This window comes from Nitrosomonas sp. Is37 (assembly GCF_033063275.1).
Taxonomy (GTDB): Bacteria; Pseudomonadota; Gammaproteobacteria; order Burkholderiales; family Nitrosomonadaceae; genus Nitrosomonas.
Window position 1 is genome coordinate 22344 of sequence record NZ_JAWJYP010000007.1, and the last position, 18786, is coordinate 41129.

The window sequence follows — 18786 nt, forward strand, 5'->3', positions numbered from 1 at the left end:
TTATTTCTTTTTTAAATAAAATAAAAATTCACCGCTTGTTTCAGCTGAAGATAATAGTTGGTTACCCGTTTGTTCGGCAAAGACTTGAAAATCAATGATAGAAGCAGGATCAGTAGCGACAATTTTCAGTATTTGTCCGTGAGTCATATCTGTTAGAGATTTTTTGGTACGTAGTATGGGTAATGGACAGACTAGTCCACGTACATCGAGTTCCTTGTCAAAATTCATACTTCTCCTTTTTTATAAGCAATTTTACTTAATTTTACCGGGTATGGCATAAGGTACCAAATAGCCTGATTTCAGATTGTTGAAACCTCCAGCCGAAGATAAGTTACGATAATGCATTTTTTAATAATTTTATTATATGCCAGTTAATATTCCTCCCTTGTTACCTCAACAATTGTTACCGATTCAGGGCGTATCTCTGGGTATTACTGAAGCAGGAATCAAACGACCTGATCGGAAAGATCTCTTAGTTATTGCGCTTGATGAAAATGTAAAAGTAGCGGGTGTTTTTACCAAGAACCGCTTTTGTGCTGCACCAGTCGTAGTGGCGAAGGCACATCTCTCTGTAGCCAGCTCAATTCGTGCATTGGTTATTAATACCGGTAACGCTAACGCTGGTACGGGAGAAGAAGGTATTACCCATGCACGGGCGACTTGTGCTGCGCTGGCTAAGTTGCTTGGCTGCCAGCCCCAGCAAATATTACCGTTTTCCACAGGCGTCATTATGGAGCCATTACCAGTTGACAGAATTATTGAGGGTTTGCCTCGAGCAGTGAGCGACCTTAAATGTGATAACTGGTTTGCTGCCGCACAAGCGATTATGACGACCGATATTGTTCCCAAAGGCGTTTCCAGTCAGATTCAAATCCATGGCACAACAATCACGATAACGGGCATTGCCAAGGGATCGGGCATGATTCATCCGAATATGGCAACCATGTTGGGATATATCGCAACAGATGCCAAGATATCTCAATCGTTGTTACAGGAGATGGTGCGCCATGTTGCGGATCATTCTTTTAACCGTATTACGGTAGATGGTGATACCTCCACCAATGATGCTTTGCTATTGATAGCAACTGGCAAGGCAAATCACTCGCAGAGTATTGATCGGGAAAGCCCGGAGTTTAGCTTACTGCAAAATGCAATTACGGAGGTGGCTGTGAAGTTGGCCCAAATGATTGTACGAGATGGGGAAGGTGCGACTAAATTTATTACGGTGCAGGTGGAAAAAGGAAGCACGCTGGAAGAATGCTCTCAAGTCGCTTATGCAATTGCTCATTCGCCATTAGTCAAGACGGCTTTCTTTGCATCTGATCCTAATCTAGGGAGGATACTTGCTGCGATTGGTTATGCTGGCATAGACGATCTCGATGTCAACAATATTCAGCTTTACCTGAATGAAGTTTTGGTTGCAGAACATGGTGGCAGAGCCAAAAGCTATTGTGAGGAGGATGGTCAGCATGTGATGAAGCAATCTGAAATCACAGTGCGAGTGGTATTAAATCGTGGCGTAGCTGCAACTAATATATGGACGTGTGATTTTTCTTACGACTATGTGAAAATCAATGCAGATTATCGGAGTTGATTTGTTATGAATGAGCTTGATTTATTCTACGAACGGTTAGATGAACTGCTTGCCCGTATCGAAAACGTGCTTCCTGCTAAGCAGCGAGATGCCGATCTTGATTCTGCGATAGCATTCCGATGGCGCAAGCAAGCAAATGCTGGATATCTTCAGCCAGTTAACCATCCTCATAACATCGTACTTGATGCATTACATGGCATTGATGAACAAAAGCAGCTGATCGATCAAAATACGTATCAGTTTGTCCTGGGCTACCCCGCTAATAACGTTTTATTGACTGGATCACGAGGTACCGGAAAATCTTCTTTGGTGAAAGCGTTGTTGAACAAATACGCAAACAAGGGGTTGCGGCTAATCGAAGTAGAAAAACATGATCTCATTGATTTGCATGATATTGTTGAGCGAGTTTTTCAGCGACCAGAGCGTTTTATTTTGTACTGCGATGATTTGTCATTTGAAAGCGATGAACCAGGTTATAAAGCACTAAAAGTTGTTTTGGATGGCTCAATTGAGATGGCATCTGATAATGTGCTTGTTTATGCGACTTCCAATCGTCGACACCTGATGCCTGAGGCTATGCGGGATAATCTTGAGACGCGCCATCTCGACGGAGATATTCACCCCAATGAGACTATTGAGGAAAAAATTTCATTGTCAGAGCGTTTTGGCATATGGCTTTCGTTTTATCCTTTTGATCAAGCACAATACTTGGAGATTGTTCGTTACTGGCTTGCTTTTTACGGTATCAGAAAAATGACTGCGCTGGCACGGGAAGAGGCGCTGCGATGGGCGCTTACGCGTGGCTCGCGAAGTGGACGAGTAGCTTGGCAATTTGCACGAGATTGGACTGGCAAATATAAGCTTCATCGTCTTTCTCAAAACAACTCGTTGTAATTTGTAGGCAAGCAATTTCATGGCTCAATTTATTCCATTTGTTGAAGTGGCTGCGGCAGTCATCATTCGACCAAATGGTCATTTTCTGCTAACAAGCAGACCGGAAGGAAAGCCTTATGCTGGTTATTGGGAATTTCCTGGTGGGAAAATTGAAGCGGGTGAATCTGCCTTGCAAGCACTTGGCCGGGAGTTGCAAGAAGAGCTCGGCATCCAGATCAAGCAAGCTTATCCTTGGATTACACGGGTATTTACTTATGCGCATGCAACGGTTCGTTTGCATTTTTACCGAGTGGTTGATTGGTATGGAGAACCATTCGGACGCGAAAGTCAGCTGTTATCCTGGCAAACGGTCGATAACCTGTCAGTCACACCTTTGTTGCCGGCTAACTTTCCGGTGATGCGTGGACTTGCTTTACCACCCATTTATGCGATTACCAATGCATCAGAGTTAGGTGAAGAAGCTATGCTACATAAGCTTGAGCATGCTTTGCAGCAGGGCTTGAAGTTTTTGCAGATTCGTGAAAAATCGCTGGCAAGTGATAGGTTTTGCTGGTTAGCAAGCGAAATTATCAGGCGCGCGCATACCTTCGGGGCTAAGGTAGTCATCAATAGCGATATTTTGCTATCTCGGGAATTGGGTGCGGATGGTGTGCATTTAACTTCTGCACAGTTAATGTCGCTATCTAGCCGCCCTGATGTAAATTGGTGTGGAGCTTCTTGTCATAATGCTGAGGAACTTTATCAGGCGGAGCGCATCGGGGTAGATTTTGTGGTATTAGGACCCGTATTACCAACTGTAAGCCATCCCGGATTAACTACATTAGGTTGGCAAAAATTTTCTTCATTGATACGCGATTATTCTTTACCTGTCTATGCGCTCGGTGGCTTAGTTCAGACGGATTTGGCTATTGCCCTGCAACAGGGGGGGCATGGCATTGCCATGCTGCGAAATGTTTGGGCAGCAAATGAACGTCATAATTTGAGCTTATTCGCGACTACAAAAATGCAGAATTAACTAAAGGTATCTGATTTGTTGTTGAGAGTCACATGCTCCTCTTCCTGTTCAGCCTCTGATATACGATAAGATTCTGTTGCCCATTGCGCTAGATCATGCATTTTGCAACGCTCAGAGCAGAAAGGGCGATAACGGTTTGTTGTACTCCAAGTTATAGTTTCACCGCATTGAGGGCAATTAACAATAGTTTGTTTCATTACTTTAGATAGCTATAAATTACAGTAAGTTAACTCAAAATCAATATCTTCCTCGTAGACACCCATTTTCTGATCTGATCCAAACGGGATAAAACGGATATTAAGTGCATATTTATTAGCACTGATTTCAGGAACGCACGGAAGTTCCTTATCGATTTTCAGACGCAGCAGATGTGCTAAATGACTAGAATCAGTCTGTTGAAATAAACCTTGGTATGCCGTATGGCGAAAAGTTCTTCCGCTGTTTCTCAGCAACTTTAATACGATATTAGAACTGCTGCGTATAGGTAATAATGGAGTGATCCATTCATTAAAATCATGATGACGCACTTCTGACGCTATACTTAGCCAATAATGATAGGACGGTAAATCAAATTCACATGCTCCGCCTGGAATGCTCAGGCGTTGTTTGATGCTCATTAACCATTCATTATCACGTAAATGTCCACCTATTCGGCCAGGGATATTAAGTAAATCTTTGAATGTGACTTTAATGTCATTGAGCACGCGGTTTAATGCTTCTTCAGAGATTTCCGGGTTCTTGCGTAAACCTTCCAGCATGCTTCTTTGTCGTTCCAACTCTTGCAGCAAATCCGATTTAATATCAGCACGCCCGGTTACATCAAGAATCTCAAATAACGCGACAAGTGCAGCATGATGTTGAATAGATGTGTCGCATGCTAAAAAGAAATCAACTTTATTAAATAGATCTTCAAGTCGCAACAAAGTGCGAATGCGTTCATTGAGGGGGTGTTCGTAGCAAATCACGGTAGTTATGATACGTAAAGTAATAATAACATAATAGAATCATACGCTATGAGATATCATTTCTGTATGAAAGTTTGATTCTTAAGCTAAAACCAATAAGGTTAGCTAAGCAGGTTTGTTCAATTTGTCTCTTGATAAGGCAAGATATTTTAGATGGAGCATTTCAACTTGCTTATGCAGATGATCAAGGTCCTGGTCATTGACAATGATATCATCAGCTTGCTCTAGGCGTTCTTTTCGTGAAGCTTGTGTTGCCATGATAGCGTGTACTTCTCGTTCGTCTAGTTTGCTGCGTGCAATTGTACGTGAGATCTGCGATTGTTCAGTACAATCGATTACCAAAATTCGATGGACTAGTTTTTGAAAGACCTCTGATTCCAACAGTAATGGTACAACAATGATGATATAAGCAGAAGTCGTTAAGCTAACGCGACGTACCACTTCATGATAGATAAGCGGATGCAGGATGGCTTCAAGTTTATCCTTGAAAATTTGATCTGAAAACACCAGTTCACGCATTTTGTTCCGATCTAGAGAACCATTTTTAGTAGTAAAGTTTGCACCAAATGCCTTTTTAATGATGTCCATTGCTTTGCCTTCTGGCAGCGTTAATTCGTGTGCAATTTCATCCGTATCGATAATGTCAATACCATGCACAGCAAAGAACTTTGTAGCAGTAGATTTACCGCAACCTATTCCTCCAGTTAAGCCAATAATCAAAGGCATGTATTAGAATAAGCCAAGATAAGCGTGGTTGATCTTATTCCCCCAGAATAAGGCGATCAGACCTCCTCCAGCAAGATAGGGGCCAAATGGAATTGTGGTGTTTCTCTGATGTTTCTTAATAATTATCAATATGATACCTATTATTCCTCCCACAAATGAGGAAAACAGAATAACTAATGGTAACATCTGCCAGCCTAGCCATGCACCAATTGCAGCGAGTAACTTGAAATCACCGTAACCCATCCCTTCTTTTCCAGTAGTGAGTTTGAAACTCCAATAAATGGTCCACAGAATAAGGTAGCCGGCAACTGAGCCTATGATAGCTGATCGAATATCAATGAAACCGTTATCCAGATTAAATAAAAGTCCGATCCAGAGTAAAGGTAATGTAATAGCATCTGGCAATAATTGCCTATCAAAATCTATGAAAGTAAGTGCAATCATTGCCCAAATAAAAAGCAAGGCGGCAAGGGCAGTCAAGCTAAATCCGAAGTGCCATGCAGTAAAACCGCTCATAATACCTGTCAACCCTTCGACAATCGGGTAGCGAAGGGAAATACGCGTATGGCATTGTGAGCAATATCCTCGTAGGAATAAGTAACTGATTATAGGAATATTTTCGAGTACGGCAATTCTATGTCCACACTGAGGGCAAGTAGAGCGAGGTGTTGCAAGATTGAATACCGGTAAATTATGAATATTTTCTCCACGTAATTCAGCACATTGTTGGTGCCATGCATGTTCCATCATTCTGGGAAGTCGATGAATGATTACATTCAAAAAACTACCTACCATTACTCCAATAATGGTGCTAAAAGCAATGAAAATTGTCGATGTATTCTGAAAAGACTCGATTAATGTCATGTATTATTTAACAGATTGGTTATAAACAGGAATTAGCCAACAACTTGGCCCATTTTGAAGATAGGTAAGTACATTGCGACAACCATGCCCCCGATGAGTGTGCCAAGAACTACCATGATAATTGGTTCCATTAGGCTTGATAGCGCTTCCACCGCATTATCCACCTCTGCTTCAAAAAAATCTGCGATCTTACTTAACATGGAATCCAGCGAACCAGATTCTTCTCCAATGGCTACCATTTGTAGAACCATGTTAGAAAACACATTTGTCTGCGTCATCGCATCTACTAAACTACTCCCTGTACTCACTTCTATCTGAATTCTTTTAGTAGCATCAAAATAAACGTGATTCCCTGCAGCACCTGCAACTGAATCCATTGCTTCAACAAGTGGAACACCTGCAGCGAACATGGTGGAAAGCGTGCGAGACCAGCGTGCAACAGTCGCTTTTCTGATTACCTCTCCAAAAATGGGTAATCTCAATGCAAGCCGGTCCATAACACGTTGCATAGCAGCTGAACGTTTCCATACATAAAAGAAAGTATAAAGACTAAGCCCAATTCCGCCAAAAATGGCCCACCAGTAATCGACAAAGAAATCCGAAATGGCCATGACTATCAACGTCGCAGCTGGGAGATCAGCTCCAAAATTCTGAAATAATTCTTTGAAGGCAGGAATGACAAAAATCATAATAACTGCTGTAATGATAAAGGCAACTACTATAATTGATATGGGGTAGAATAGTGCAGATTTGATTTTTCCTTTAATCGCTTGAATTTTTTCCTTATAAGTAGCTAAACGATCTAACAACTCGTCAAGAATGCCAGCTGCTTCTCCTGCTGCAACAAGGTTACAAAACAAGGAATCAAAGTAGAGCGGGTATTTTCGAAAGGCATTTGCCAGACTATTCCCAGTTTCAATATCCATTTTTATATCCATCAATAACTTACCAACCGCCTGGTTACTATGCCCCTTACCTACGATATCGAAGGCTTGTAACAAGGGAACGCCAGATTTAATCATGGTGGCAAGTTGACGCGTAAACAAAGTAATGTCTTTATCCCTAATTGTTCCCTTCGATTTTGTTTTGGTAACTTTTGTGACCCGGATACCTTGACGGCGCAGAGTAGATGTGACAACGATAGCACCTGCTGCGCGCATTTCCCCTTTAACTACTTTGCCAGATCTGTCTTTACCTTCCCATGAGAAACTAATTTCTTTGACTTTCTTATCTGGACGTTCCACCACAGTCGACATACCAACTCCTTGTTATCCCAGTATTATTAATAATCCTAAATGTGGTTTTTTTAGGATAATGCCACAAAATTTTAAGATTGCTGAGTTTACTAATATTATTAAAAATAGCGTCAAAAATGATCGACGCCATCCTGGGATTTAACGGCAATCATCATCGATTTACTTAGATTCTATAAATGTTCGTTAGATTCATGCTGGATTGCCTTAGCGATACCGCTGGTAACAGTAGGGTAAAGTAATTTGATATGTAGTTCCCGTTTTATGCGAGTGTTTGTTAAACGGCGCGATTCATTCATGAATGACATCAAGCTAGGCGATATATATTTATTTGCTTGAAAGCGAGGAATTCTTGGTGGGCGTGGCAAACCGAAATGATCGGCCACCAGATCAAAATAATCGCCCATTTTTAAATGTGAATCATCACTCGCATGGTAGATTCTGCCTGATTTTCCATAATGAAGTGCTGCAGCAATAATACGAGCAAGATCATCTGCATGAATATGGTTGGTGAAACTGTCTTCATCTGTTGAAAGTACGGGTGTACCTTGTCGTAGGCGTGCAAGAGGCAGGCGATCAGCTGCATAAATTCCAGGTACACGAATAATGGAAACTTGCACATCGTTGCGTAACCCCCAATTTCTAATTTGTCTTTCTGCATCAACGCGTCGCCATGCACGCTCGTTAGTTGGATTGAGTGGATGGTTCTCGCTTACCCATTCGCCTTTACAATCACCATATACTCCACTGGTACTGATATAGATTAGCCGTTGTGGTAGTATTCTTCTTTTTGCTAAAGTCTGCCGAGTCAGAGCTGCTAACAGATGGGTAGTGCGTGAATCTTTTAAACCATAACTGGGCGGCGGAGCTAAATGGAGTATTGCGTGTGCCATTCCCGCAAGTTTATCGAGACTGTCTGGCTGATCAAGATCACCGAGTATGGGTGTAATTCTGTGGGTACGTAATTTGCAGAAATTTTCCGGTTTTCTACATAAACCTAGTAACTGGTAGCGTTTACGCAGTAACGGCGCCACTCGGAAGGCGATGTCACCACATCCTACAATCAAAAGCATTTTTTTCATTATTACTTATTTTATCAATAGTTTTTTCATTTACTCACGAGAAAATGTCGTATCAAATCATTATTAAGCCGAGTAATCATATTTTTACTGTAGAACCTCACGAAACGATACTTGAAGCTGCATTGCGGCAAGGGTACTCACTTCCTTACGGTTGCCGTAACGGCTCATGTGGGGCATGTAAGGGAAAAATTATGCAGGGTACTGTTGATTATGGCAGATATAATCAAGAAACGCTTACAGATACTGAAAAGCAGCATGGCTTAGCGTTGTTTTGCTGTGCTAAGCCATTATCTGATTTGATTATCGAATGCCGTGAAGTAGATGCTATTAAGGATATTAAAATCAGGATAATGCCAAGTCGCGTGCACAAGCTAGAACGCGTTGCACCTGATGTGATGATCATTTACTTGAAATTACCCACAAACGAGCGATTACAATTTCTTCCAGGTCAATATATCGATATTCTATTGAAAGATGGAAAGCGTCGTAGTTTTTCGTTGGCAAATGCACCCCATGATGACGAATTTTTGCAGATTCATGCACGTAAGTATCCTGGAGGCGTATTTTCGGAGCATGTTTTCTCGCATATGAAAGAGAGGGATATCCTTCGTTTCGAAGGTCCCCTCGGTTCTTTTACCCTGCGCAATAACTCTGTTGATATCCCTATTATTTTTCTTGCTAGCGGTACTGGTTTTGCTCCTGTAAAAAGCATACTCGAGCATATTTTTTATACTGAAAACATTTATAAGTACAACAGAAAAATGACGCTTTACTGGGGAGTGCGCACGAAGGCAGATCTTTATCTAGAGAAATTACCAAAAAAATGGGAACAGCAACATAAAAACTTTACTTTCATTCCAGTATTGTCGGATGCACTACCGACAGATAACTGGACGGGTAGGACTGGATTGGTGCATAGAGCAATTCTTGAGGATTTCGAGAATTTAGCAAACTACCAAGTATACGCTTGTGGCTCACCGCTTATGATTAAAGCAGCTTATCAAGATTTTACACAATTGAGAAATCTGCCGGCTGAAAATTTCTTCTCTGATATATTTTCACCATCGACAGGCAATCCTGTCGAATAAATTTATATATTCAATTTCTTTAATGTGAACCCTAATCCTTTGTGATAATGATCTGCAGCTAACTCAGGCTTATCTAGCTTTTCGAATAATTGCGCTAAGGCAAGATGAGCAGCACGGCTTGACTCAATCGACAAGCTTGCTTCAAGGTAATTCTGCGCTTTACCCCATAATTCACAGTAAGTACATAATTTTCCAAGTGTTAGTAATAATTCAGCATTGTTAGGATGCTTTCTTAGCCAGCCTTCCGCTCGCTGGATTTGCCAGCTTACACTGCCATCCAAGCATTTGGCATAAAGTGAGATCAGTTCGGCATCCAATTTATTATCAATGCTTTGTTCAATAATTTTTTGAGCAGTTGATACCTCATTCAATGCCATGTAAGCACGAGCAGCAGTTGCAGCTAATCTACTATCAAGTTTTTCTGCTGGAGATAAATTGTTCCAGTATTTATTAAGTAATTCTAAATTCAATGCATGTTTCTTAATATTCTCTAAATGAGCACGATGCTTAATTTGTTCAATTAATGTCTTATCTATGGGGTAGCGTTTTTCAAGAATATTCGTCAATTCTAGAACTGCATCCCAATTTTGGGCCATCTGCTGCGCTTTTAATTCCAATTGAAGGACAGCTGTACTTTGTAGCCCACCAATTGAATAAAGGGATCGTAAGGCATTTAAGACTTCTTCATGACGTCCCTCTTCAAGCAATAGTTCTGCTTGAGTTACAAGCCTTAGCGCTTTTTCTTGGGGAGCCTTTTGTTCCGAAATGTCTAGATAATGGTCGCGTTGTGAATAGTTTGCTTGATGATGGGCTGCACGTGCTGCAATAGCTGCGTTAATCGCGCTAATAACAGGAGGGCTTTTTAGTTTTAATACTGTTGCTGCAGCTTTCTCGGCTTTATCATATTGCTCCTCAAAAAACGCTTTCACAGCAGCAAGCATTGTTTCATTAATTTTTTTATGATGTAACTGTCTATTTAATCCTAATACTCTTGCTATCAGCCTGACTAACAAATAGAAAATAAAGAAAGCAATAATCAATGAAATGATAAAAATATTAATCGTCAGCTCAATCCTATAAGGTGGCACGATCATTAATACAGAACCGCTATCATGTTGAGCGGCGATCACAATAGCCACTGCTGTAGCAAATAGAGCTAACACCCAGAGCACCAATTTCATTTACTCTCCTCATTACGTTTAGGCTGATAAATGTGCACTATATCAAGACGTTCTGAAACATTTGATAGCGCCTTATCAATTGTATAATCATGTATTTGATCTAATTGATTAAGTAGATCGGTAACAGATTCTGCTTGTTTGTCATAATGGCGATTGACCAATTTTGTTGCAGTTTCCAGATTTGTCTGGAAGTTTGTTTGATCATAAGAAAGAAGGGAAAATTGCGCCAATAACAATTGTAGTTTTATCTTTTCTCGTAGAAGCTCACGTTGAGAAGGGGATAGCAATTCAATTTCTGGATTATCAATTTTCTGAATAATTATAAATTGCTGAAGATCTCTCCAAATATCATTAATGAGTTTATAGCAACGATTATCTTGTAATGCATGCTGTTCAAACGGAAGATTAACTTTTTTTAAATGAGCATCCATCGCTAAAGGTAATGCATCAATCTTTTCGAGCAAATTTGAGAGCTTCTCTAGCGCTTCTCGTTGCTCGGGAGAGGTAATCACTTCTGCATACAGTTTATTCAGTCTATTCAGTCGCTGCTGGGTTTCATGTATAGCAGCTTGCACTTCAGCGATAAGCTGGCGTGGTCTCTTACCTAGAAAGTCAACGTTAGTTAAATATCCAGCCATGGATCCCTGAATATCGATGATGTAGCCTCGCCTATCTGCCCATTGCCATGCCAAGAAAGCGATCGTTATAAAAATAACAAAAAATAGAATCGAACCACTCAGGTGGGATGATTTTGGTGGGGCCGTTTTAATCTCTCTATTCATGATTTTCGAGAAGCTATGCTTGATTTTTAATTGATAGAAAATATTCCAGCAATCCTTGTACTAATCCATCATCTCCAGCAGCAGTAACGTGTATATTTGTAAGACCAAGTTCTTTTGCAACATAAGCGATTCGTTCATGCGCAGTAAACAAAGGGGTTTTTTTTAGCAATTGTTGGCCAACTTTACCTATCATGTCAAATAAATTATGCAGCCCTTCACTGCTTGTCACTGTAACGGCGTGTAACGCATTATTTGACCAGCTATCCAACAGTAGGGATGCGTCTGTTTTAGGTTTGTCACGACGATAGCATTCAACATATTCTAATCGAGCCCCTCGTTGAATCAAGGTATCACCCAATAATCTTCGTCCATCATTCCCACGAAAAATAACAATGTTTTTATCTAGTACTTGCTGTAATTCCAGCATTTCAAGCAAGGCTTCGCTGTCATGGCGGCAAGTTGGCACGATAATGTCATTTATTCCATACTGTCTGAGCTTATTAGCGCTTCCTTCTCCTACTACAGCAATTTTCAGGTTTGGTGGCAATGTTCTATGAGCCTGGATGAGACGGATTGCTTTATCAACAGCATTTGGACTAACAAAAATTGCCAAATCAAATTCATCGAGACGGTCAATAGCCTTTAGAAGATGCTGAGGATTATTTGTGTCGGATATCTCCAGAACAGGAAATAATACCGGATTGCCACCCCTCTTCCTGATTTCATTAACCAGATGAGTGGCTTGATGTGCCGGGCGTGTGACTAAAACGTATAACCCTGCTAGTGTTTGCGTTTCTGGCAAGCTGCACCTTCAATCATGGGGTTGTGCTAAGGCTGCTAAAATTTCATCAGCGCCTTGTTTCTTGAGACTCTCAGCTAGTTGCTGACCAAGTGCAACACCCGCTTCCGGCTTACCGTTTAATTGATCACTTATCATGTTCGTTCCATCGGGATTAGCTACAAAACCCCGCAAAGTGAGTACATCATCCGTGATTTCTGCAAATCCTCCTAGCGGCACTTGGCAACTACCTCCCAATACGCGACTCATTGCTCGCTCTGCTTCAACACAATATGCTGTTTCAACATGATGTAAAGGTTGCATCAGTAATGCCAAATCAGCTCGATCATTGCGGCATTCTATGCCAAGTGCACCTTGACCAACTGCAGGTAAGCTTATTTCAGGTTCAAGTATTGAAGAAATCCGATAAGTCAGTTCCAAGCGCTTTAGTCCAGCTGCTGCTAGAATGATGGCGGTAAATTGACCCTCATCCAGTTTCCGCAAGCGGGTTTGAACATTTCCACGCAAGGACTGAACTTGCAAATGTGGGTATCGTGCGCGTAACTGAGACTCGCGCCTTAGACTAGAGGTTCCGACTACACTACCGGCAGGCAATTCGTCAGGATGAGTATATTTGTTTGAAACAAAAGCATCACGGGGATCTTCACGTTCTGCAATAGCAGCCAGCATAAATCCTGATGGCATGTTCATCGGCACATCTTTCATGGAGTGAACGGCAATGTCTGCACGGCCATCTTCCAGAGCTTGTTCGAGCTCTTTGATAAATAATCCTTTGCCACCAATTTTTGAAAGAGAGACATCAAGAATTTGATCGCCTTGTGTGGTCATGCCAAGTATGTTGATTTCGGTTTGCGGGTATAATTCACGTAATTTTTCCCGAATAAAATTTGCTTGCCACATGGCAAGAAGACTTTCACGCGAAGCAATGGTAATTTTAGAAGGGGGGGTAAATAAATTTGACATTGATCTTAATATGAAAAGATTACAAAACTTTCAGACACGAATCATTTTAGCATGGACGATCATAATATGGACTGTAGCATGCGTGAATAACCAAAGTTTTAGTAGATGGGAGATACATTGAGATGAGTTCTGACGCTAGCGTAAGCGTTTATTCTGACAATAATATGAGCGAGGAAAAGGATAAGCCTTTGCGTGAGGATATTCGTATGCTTGGGCGCATGCTGGGGGATACTTTGCGGGAGCAGGAAGGGGATGCGACATTTGAATTGGTCGAAACTATTCGTCAAACGGCAGTTCGCTTTCGTCGTGAACAAGATCCCAAGGCGCGACAAGAGCTTGACGCGATCTTGAATCGATTAAGCAATAAGGCGACTATCGCCGTCGTACGTGCATTTAGTTACTTTTCACTGCTTTCCAATATTGCGGAAGATCTGCACCATAACCGTCGGCGACGTGCTCATTTGCGTCAAGGCTCTTCACCTCAACCTGGCAGTGTTACGCTCGCACTGGAACGTGTGCTGGCAAGTGGCATAGATAACACGAGCTTGGGTAATTTTTTTGCTAAAGCCATGGTATCACCGGTATTGACGGCTCATCCTACCGAGGTTCAGCGCAGGAGCATACTCGATTGTCAATTGACTATTCAACGCTTACTGCAGGAACGTGATCGCATCCAGCTCACTCCTAACGAATTGCGTCACAATGAAGAAGCATTGCGTGCTGCCATTCAGATCCTATGGCAAACCCGTATGCTGCGGTCGGTACGTCTTACCGTTCATGATGAAATCGAAAATGGCCTGATTTATTATACGTATACCTTCCTGAGTCAGGTACCTTATATCTATGCAAAGATTGAGGATTTGCTGGAGCGTCACCTGGGTAGAGATGCCCCTCGTATCGCATCTTTTTTGCGTATTGGAAGCTGGATAGGCGGAGATCGCGATGGAAACCCTTTTGTTACGCATCAGGTCATGTTGCATGCAGCAGAGCGTCATGCTGCCCTCGTGTTGGATTTTTATATGGACGAAGTCAGTAAGATTGGCCAGACCATGAGTCTGACTGAGCGCCTGATCCACGTAAGTGATGAACTTGAACAATTAGCAGCCGCCTCGCCAGATATTCCCGCTAGCCGCGTCGATGAGCCGTATCGACGAGCATTTCTCGGCATTTATGCACGTTTGGCTGCAACAAGTCAGCAACGCGGTTTTGCAGTGATGCAACGACAGCATGTTAATCCAACAGAACCTTATGCAGATAGCGCAGAGTTTGTGCATGAACTTGATATCGTGATCAATTCACTCAAGCAGCACAAATCAGATTGGCTGGCGCGGGGGGCATTGCGAAATTTACGTCGGGCAGCTGATGTATTTGGATTCCACCTTGCATCACTCGATATGCGGCAGCATAGTAAAGTGCATGAACAGGTTGTTGCGGAGTTATTTGCGCGCAGCGCACATCGGGATAATTATCTCGAGCTGTCGGCAACTGAGCGCATGAAATGGCTGTTAGGGGAAATCAGTAGTTTGCGATTACTCCATTCACCCTATTTGAGCTACTCCGAAGCAACACAAAGTGAATTGAGAATTTTGCAAATGGCAGCAGAAATCCAGCGCCGTTTTGGTCATACTGCGCTGCCGAATTACATTATTTCCATGACAACAGGTGTCATTAATATCCTGGAAGTCGCGCTATTATTGAAAGAGGTTGGTCTACTCCAGGCTGGCGAGAATCCGCAGTTAGGCCTGAATATTATTCCTTTGTTTGAAACCATTGAGGATTTGCGCAATTGCAGCATCATCATGGATGAATTATTTTCGTTGCCATACTATCGTAAACTGCTGGATTCTCGTGGGAATGTGCAGGAAGTAATGCTCGGTTATTCGGATAGTAATAAAGATGGTGGTTTTCTTACTTCCAACTGGGAAATAAACAAAGCTGAAATTGAATTGACGAAAGTTTTTGCCAAGCATAAGGTGGAACTACGTTTGTTTCACGGGCGAGGGGGGACTGTTGGACGAGGTGGAGGGCCTAGCTACCAGGGGATTATGGCTCAACCACCGAGAAGTGTTAATGGACAGATACGACTGACCGAACAGGGAGAGGTTGTAGCGAGCAAATATACGGATCCTGAAATAGGACGCCGCAATCTTGAAACACTGGTTGCCGCAACGATTGAAGCGACATTGCTGAGTCCTGATACAATTCGGGAAAATGCTGCAGAGTATTACCAAGTAATGGAAACACTCTCATCCACTGCATTTGCAGTCTATCGAAATCTGGTATATGAAACGCCAGGTTTTAAGCAATTTTTCCAGGAATCAACTCCGATTCGGGAAATTGCCGGACTGCATATTGGCAGTCGGCCTTCTTCCCGTAAACCTTCTGATCGAATTGAAGATTTACGGGCTATTCCATGGGTGTTCAGTTGGAGTCTCAATCGTACAATGCTTCCAGGGTGGTATGGTTTTGGCTCGGCGATTGAAGCATTTGTTCAGCAAGCGCAAGGAGAGGAAGCAGGGTTAAAATTATTGCAGGAAATGTATCAAAAGTGGCCATTTTTGCAGACATTGTTGTCGAATATAGACATGGTGTTGGCAAAAACCGATATGGGGATTGCTTCACGCTATGCTGAATTAGTCACTGATGTGACATTGCGTACCCAAATCTTTGGGCGCATTCAAGCAGAATGGGAGCGTAGCGTAAAATGGTTGTTTGCAATAACGGGGCATACAGAGTTGCTACAGGAGAATCCTACCTTGTCGCGCAGCATTCGTATTCGTACTCCTTATATAGACCCGCTTAACCATTTACAAATTGAGTTGTTGCGTCGTTATCGTGCTGGTGATGATGTAGAGCAGGTACATCGCGCTATCCATCTTACAATTAATGGCGTTGCAGCAGGGCTTAGAAATACTGGTTAAGCCAGGAAGTGGAAGTTTATGATTAAAATTTATTCTGTTGAGGGCAATTCAGGGTAAGCTCAAGCATCAGCAGCTCGATGCAGTCAGAGGTTGTGAAAAAAATCGTAGCGAACACTCCAAGCGCAAGGCGGATGGAACGTAGCAACGAGAAAACGAACGAAGTGAGTTTCGATAAAATGAAGTCTCAGCGTAGCTACATATCAAGGAGATAGGCGAGGAGTGAGTGCCGTCCAACACAACGATTGGAGTGCGTAGTAGATTTATTGGCGACACTTCGTTTTATCGAAACTCATTACATTCGTTTTCACAACCTCTCAGATAATGCCTTCAGTTTTAGCTTAAGTGAGCGAGAGGAATCACACAGCCGGGGCTGATTTACAGATCCTGGGGAAATATTTTGCCTCCATTTTGGGCTGAAAATTGATTGAAGGGTGCGCATTCCCAGGAAGAGGCCCGAGTGTACGGGGTCACGGCACGCTCGCGATTGAATTGCTCGGAAGATAGCTTCGTATATCCGTTAGCCAGCAACACGGACTCGATAGCGGTTTCAAAAGCGGCTTAGTGGTTTTCATAGGCGCATCCTTTACTTATGGGAGCGCTTGGTTAAAGAAATGGCGTTTTCTTTAACCAAGCCTTCGGCAGTGTGAACCTGATCAGCTCGATGGGTTTACCAGGGTAGCGCAAACGCAAGCGTCCATGGGCGACCATCGCATCGGGGTGAGAAATCGCGAACGCAGGCTGGACCTGCTCCCGATCATCGGCGAACGCCAATGCTGTGAGGCTCATTCCCAACGCGTCTTGTCAACCCCGGAACCGGCCTTCTCGGCTGCGCCGATCAGCATAAACATGGTTTGCAGCCACTTGTTTCGACACTCGCTGATATTGCCGCGCAGCAACTGATCGAAGGAGACCAGGAAGGTGCCAGGGTTGGAAAACTCGAAGGTATCGCGGAATTTCTCCTCGACGATACTACCTTGGCCCGTTGTAGTCGGCGTGAGTCAGCGCATTGACCAAGGCCTCCCGGATCGCCTTGTGGACCTCCGTTTTCCCTTTGTGGAAGAGATCGGCGTTGAGGTGAAAGGGCAGGTTCAAGTCGGCGACCAGGCGTTACGCCAAGACTGATTCTGATTTCCATGAAAATAGATGAACCGTGATGAATAAATCAATTATTCTGAGTTATAGCAAATGCACAATCGATGCGATGATAGAATCACCCATGTTTCTATACAAAAAAGAATGGGAATTCTGGATAAATTGGATGCTATTGCGAGGAAATTTTATGAAAGATGAGATTAAACAACGATTACAAAAAACTGAGACGTGGATGCGTGGGCTTTATATGCTGTTGTTCATCTTCGTCTATGGCCTTGTGGAATTTTTGATTATTCTGGTGATGATATTTCAGTTTTTCTCCATTGTGCTGTCAGGCAATACCAATGCGCAGCTACTCAAATTCGGCCAGGATCTGGCGGCATATGTCTATCAGATCATTACTTTTCTTACTTTTAATAGTGAGCAGCTCCCTTTTCCATTCAGTACCTGGCCAAGTGAAAAGAGTGAGCATGCTGAAAATAATCAAAAACGGGATAATGGTGTGTGACTGAGAGATCTGATGTTAGTACGGAGGTTATAGTGGCGACCAATAGCTAGCTAGAGTTATTAAGTGAGAAGGGGTTGTTGAAAATATTAGGGATTCCTCGTTATCAGAAGACCGTCAATGCAGTGAAAAAGGGAAGCACATGCTGCCAGAACTCTACGCTTCCTTAATAATCTGATACCGTAACTGAATATGAATAATCGCATTGTCCAGTAGCGTTGATGTCAGCTATCTTAAAACATTTTTCTTTTATTTTCCTTAAATGAAATTAATGACTGTCGTCAGGCTTTTATTGCTGGTGGTATTTACAACGACTTTAGGAATTCATTTTGTCACGGAGCATGTCAATGCGGGCTGGCAAACTGCGAGTCGCGAACCTGTAGGGTTGGCGCCCGATCCTGAACAAACTCCGGAAGCGATCATACAGGTTTATGGTGCGCGTGCTTATGGTTGGCGAGGCTATTTCGGTGTTCATACCTGGATTGCGGTGAAACCATCCTTTGCCCGAACTTACACAGTCTATGAAGTCATTGGCTGGTATTTGCGCCGAGGTGGTTCGGTCGTGTCAATTCATCAGCAACAACCAGACAGACGCTGGTTTGGTAGCATGCCAATCCTGTTGGCTGAGAAGCGTGGAGATGGCGTGGATGTATTGATTAGCCGTATTGAAGAAGCAGCATTGAGCTATCCCTATGCGCGGGAGTACACCATGTGGCCAGGCCCAAATTCAAATACCTTTACTGCCTGGATCTCGCGTGCTGTACCAGAGCTAGCGCTAGATTTACCCCCTATGGCAATCGGCAAGGATTATCTTGGAAGTAGCATGACTGCGGTCGCCCCCAGTGGCAGAGGTTGGCAGTGGTCTTTATTTGGGTTATTGGGAGTCATTGTCAGTGAGGTTGAGGGATTTGAAATCAATTTTCTTGGGCTGACATTTGGCTTCTCTCACAGCCCGATTGCGATTAAATTGCCACTGATTGGGCGAATAGATCTGAGCACACAAAATAGGGTGGTTGTTTCAGCTCAGGAATAATCTTGCATTCCAATTCTACAGACAGCTAG

General features: G+C 42.7%; 21 protein-coding genes. 8 read left to right on the forward strand and 13 right to left on the reverse strand.

The window, feature by feature from the left end:
- Positions 1-228, reverse strand: coding sequence for a sulfurtransferase TusA family protein (locus R2Q26_RS04730; protein WP_090567469.1), 228 nt, complete (start codon positions 226-228; stop codon positions 1-3).
- 136 nt (positions 229-364) lie between these two features.
- Between R2Q26_RS04730 and argJ the strand changes: the two genes are divergently transcribed.
- From argJ to R2Q26_RS04745, 3 genes are read left to right on the forward strand one after another with little or no spacing between them, the layout of a single operon-like run.
- Positions 365-1594, forward strand: a complete 1230-nt coding sequence (gene argJ, locus R2Q26_RS04735) for a bifunctional glutamate N-acetyltransferase/amino-acid acetyltransferase ArgJ (protein WP_317535212.1) — start codon at positions 365-367, stop codon at positions 1592-1594.
- A 6-nt stretch (positions 1595-1600) separates the two neighbouring features.
- Positions 1601-2488, forward strand: a complete 888-nt coding sequence (locus tag R2Q26_RS04740; protein ID WP_317535213.1) for an ATP-binding protein — start codon at positions 1601-1603, stop codon at positions 2486-2488.
- 19 nt (positions 2489-2507) lie between these two features.
- On the forward strand, positions 2508-3503 hold the full coding sequence (locus tag R2Q26_RS04745; protein WP_317535214.1) for a Nudix family hydrolase: 996 nt from the start codon (positions 2508-2510) through the stop codon (positions 3501-3503).
- Here the strand turns inward: R2Q26_RS04745 and R2Q26_RS04750 are convergent.
- The 6 genes from R2Q26_RS04750 to R2Q26_RS04775 all read right to left on the reverse strand — a co-directional run bounded on the left by R2Q26_RS04750 (position 3500) and on the right by R2Q26_RS04775 (position 8393).
- On the reverse strand, positions 3500-3700 hold the full coding sequence (locus R2Q26_RS04750; RefSeq protein ID WP_090567457.1) for a DNA gyrase inhibitor YacG: 201 nt from the start codon (positions 3698-3700) through the stop codon (positions 3500-3502). The two genes, R2Q26_RS04745 and R2Q26_RS04750, sit on opposite strands and share 4 nt — an antisense overlap.
- A gap of 12 nt (positions 3701-3712) precedes the next feature.
- Positions 3713-4468 (reverse strand): cell division protein ZapD, encoded by a 756-nt coding sequence (gene zapD / locus R2Q26_RS04755; RefSeq protein ID WP_317535215.1) that lies wholly within the window; start codon positions 4466-4468, stop codon positions 3713-3715.
- Positions 4469-4573: 105 nt separating this feature from the next.
- Positions 4574-5194 carry a dephospho-CoA kinase gene (coaE, locus tag R2Q26_RS04760; RefSeq protein WP_317535216.1) on the reverse strand — a complete coding sequence of 207 codons (621 nt, stop codon included), beginning with the start codon at positions 5192-5194 and terminating at the stop codon, positions 4574-4576.
- Between the two features lie 3 nt (positions 5195-5197).
- A complete protein-coding gene (locus R2Q26_RS04765) occupies positions 5198-6058 on the reverse strand; it encodes an A24 family peptidase (RefSeq protein ID WP_317535217.1) in 861 nt (286 codons plus the stop codon).
- Positions 6059-6090: 32 nt separating this feature from the next.
- Positions 6091-7314: a type II secretion system F family protein gene (locus tag R2Q26_RS04770; protein ID WP_317535218.1), complete on the reverse strand. Its 1224-nt coding sequence runs from the start codon at positions 7312-7314 to the stop codon at positions 6091-6093.
- Between the two features lie 170 nt (positions 7315-7484).
- Positions 7485-8393 (reverse strand): SDR family oxidoreductase, encoded by a 909-nt coding sequence (locus tag R2Q26_RS04775; RefSeq protein WP_317535219.1) that lies wholly within the window; start codon positions 8391-8393, stop codon positions 7485-7487.
- 44 nt (positions 8394-8437) lie between these two features.
- Between R2Q26_RS04775 and R2Q26_RS04780 the strand changes: the two genes are divergently transcribed.
- The gene (locus tag R2Q26_RS04780; protein ID WP_317535220.1) at positions 8438-9481 is read left to right on the forward strand and encodes a CDP-6-deoxy-delta-3,4-glucoseen reductase; all 1044 of its coding nucleotides are present in this window, start codon (positions 8438-8440) and stop codon (positions 9479-9481) included.
- Positions 9482-9483: 2 nt separating this feature from the next.
- Here the strand turns inward: R2Q26_RS04780 and R2Q26_RS04785 are convergent, their stop codons facing one another.
- Genes R2Q26_RS04785 through hemC form a run of 4 tightly spaced genes read right to left on the reverse strand, consistent with a single transcriptional unit; the run spans position 9484 to position 13206 of the window.
- On the reverse strand, positions 9484-10662 hold the full coding sequence (locus R2Q26_RS04785; protein ID WP_317535221.1) for a heme biosynthesis HemY N-terminal domain-containing protein: 1179 nt from the start codon (positions 10660-10662) through the stop codon (positions 9484-9486).
- Positions 10659-11444 (reverse strand): uroporphyrinogen-III C-methyltransferase, encoded by a 786-nt coding sequence (locus R2Q26_RS04790; RefSeq protein ID WP_317535222.1) that lies wholly within the window; start codon positions 11442-11444, stop codon positions 10659-10661. The genes R2Q26_RS04785 and R2Q26_RS04790 overlap by 4 nt, the downstream gene beginning before the upstream one ends.
- A 13-nt stretch (positions 11445-11457) precedes the next feature.
- Positions 11458-12246: a uroporphyrinogen-III synthase gene (locus R2Q26_RS04795; protein ID WP_317535223.1), complete on the reverse strand. Its 789-nt coding sequence runs from the start codon at positions 12244-12246 to the stop codon at positions 11458-11460.
- Between the two features lie 9 nt (positions 12247-12255).
- The gene (gene hemC / locus R2Q26_RS04800; protein ID WP_090567426.1) at positions 12256-13206 is read right to left on the reverse strand and encodes a hydroxymethylbilane synthase; all 951 of its coding nucleotides are present in this window, start codon (positions 13204-13206) and stop codon (positions 12256-12258) included.
- A gap of 122 nt (positions 13207-13328) precedes the next feature.
- Here hemC and ppc point away from each other — a divergent pair, with 122 nt between their 5' ends.
- Positions 13329-16127 carry a phosphoenolpyruvate carboxylase gene (ppc, locus tag R2Q26_RS04805; protein WP_317535224.1) on the forward strand — a complete coding sequence of 933 codons (2799 nt, stop codon included), beginning with the start codon at positions 13329-13331 and terminating at the stop codon, positions 16125-16127.
- Positions 16128-16730: 603 nt separating this feature from the next.
- Here ppc and R2Q26_RS04810 read toward each other — a convergent pair.
- Both R2Q26_RS04810 and R2Q26_RS15465 read right to left on the reverse strand, forming a co-directional pair.
- Positions 16731-16913, reverse strand: coding sequence for a hypothetical protein (locus R2Q26_RS04810; protein ID WP_317535225.1), 183 nt, complete (start codon positions 16911-16913; stop codon positions 16731-16733).
- Positions 16910-17023: a hypothetical protein gene (locus R2Q26_RS15465; protein ID WP_411182318.1), complete on the reverse strand. Its 114-nt coding sequence runs from the start codon at positions 17021-17023 to the stop codon at positions 16910-16912. The genes R2Q26_RS04810 and R2Q26_RS15465 overlap by 4 nt, the downstream gene beginning before the upstream one ends.
- Here R2Q26_RS15465 and R2Q26_RS04815 point away from each other — a divergent pair.
- The 3 genes from R2Q26_RS04815 (at position 16979) to R2Q26_RS04825 (ending at position 18757) form a co-directional block, all read left to right on the forward strand.
- On the forward strand, positions 16979-17137 hold the full coding sequence (locus R2Q26_RS04815; RefSeq protein ID WP_317535226.1) for a hypothetical protein: 159 nt from the start codon (positions 16979-16981) through the stop codon (positions 17135-17137). The two genes, R2Q26_RS15465 and R2Q26_RS04815, sit on opposite strands and share 45 nt — an antisense overlap.
- A 269-nt stretch (positions 17138-17406) precedes the next feature.
- Positions 17407-17727 carry a DUF4389 domain-containing protein gene (locus R2Q26_RS04820; RefSeq protein ID WP_317535227.1) on the forward strand — a complete coding sequence of 107 codons (321 nt, stop codon included), beginning with the start codon at positions 17407-17409 and terminating at the stop codon, positions 17725-17727.
- 268 nt (positions 17728-17995) lie between these two features.
- Complete coding sequence (locus R2Q26_RS04825; protein WP_317535228.1) at positions 17996-18757, forward strand: DUF3750 domain-containing protein; 762 nt, start codon at positions 17996-17998, stop codon at positions 18755-18757.
- The last annotated feature ends 29 nt before the right edge of the window (positions 18758-18786 follow it).

Bases quoted from the DNA above. Each gene is read 5' to 3' on its own strand.
- R2Q26_RS04790 (WP_317535222.1), bottom strand. From the start codon at position 11,444: ATGAATAGAGAGATTAAAACGGCCCCACCAAAATCATCCCACCTGAGT.
- R2Q26_RS04730 (WP_090567469.1), bottom strand. From the start codon at position 228: ATGAATTTTGACAAGGAACTCGATGTACGTGGACTAGTCTGTCCATTA.
- R2Q26_RS04780 (WP_317535220.1), top strand. From the start codon at position 8,438: ATGTCGTATCAAATCATTATTAAGCCGAGTAATCATATTTTTACTGTA.
- R2Q26_RS04765 (WP_317535217.1), bottom strand. From the start codon at position 6,058: ATGACATTAATCGAGTCTTTTCAGAATACATCGACAATTTTCATTGCT.
- R2Q26_RS04740 (WP_317535213.1), top strand. From the start codon at position 1,601: ATGAATGAGCTTGATTTATTCTACGAACGGTTAGATGAACTGCTTGCC.
- coaE (WP_317535216.1), bottom strand. From the start codon at position 5,194: ATGCCTTTGATTATTGGCTTAACTGGAGGAATAGGTTGCGGTAAATCT.
- R2Q26_RS04775 (WP_317535219.1), bottom strand. From the start codon at position 8,393: ATGAAAAAAATGCTTTTGATTGTAGGATGTGGTGACATCGCCTTCCGA.
- hemC (WP_090567426.1), bottom strand. From the start codon at position 13,206: ATGTCAAATTTATTTACCCCCCCTTCTAAAATTACCATTGCTTCGCGT.
- R2Q26_RS04770 (WP_317535218.1), bottom strand. From the start codon at position 7,314: ATGTCGACTGTGGTGGAACGTCCAGATAAGAAAGTCAAAGAAATTAGT.
- R2Q26_RS04825 (WP_317535228.1), top strand. From the start codon at position 17,996: ATGACTGTCGTCAGGCTTTTATTGCTGGTGGTATTTACAACGACTTTA.
- R2Q26_RS04820 (WP_317535227.1), top strand. From the start codon at position 17,407: ATGAAAGATGAGATTAAACAACGATTACAAAAAACTGAGACGTGGATG.
- ppc (WP_317535224.1), top strand. From the start codon at position 13,329: ATGAGTTCTGACGCTAGCGTAAGCGTTTATTCTGACAATAATATGAGC.
- R2Q26_RS04810 (WP_317535225.1), bottom strand. From the start codon at position 16,913: ATGAGCCTCACAGCATTGGCGTTCGCCGATGATCGGGAGCAGGTCCAG.
- R2Q26_RS04785 (WP_317535221.1), bottom strand. From the start codon at position 10,662: ATGAAATTGGTGCTCTGGGTGTTAGCTCTATTTGCTACAGCAGTGGCT.
- R2Q26_RS04750 (WP_090567457.1), bottom strand. From the start codon at position 3,700: ATGAAACAAACTATTGTTAATTGCCCTCAATGCGGTGAAACTATAACT.
- R2Q26_RS04745 (WP_317535214.1), top strand. From the start codon at position 2,508: ATGGCTCAATTTATTCCATTTGTTGAAGTGGCTGCGGCAGTCATCATT.
- argJ (WP_317535212.1), top strand. From the start codon at position 365: ATGCCAGTTAATATTCCTCCCTTGTTACCTCAACAATTGTTACCGATT.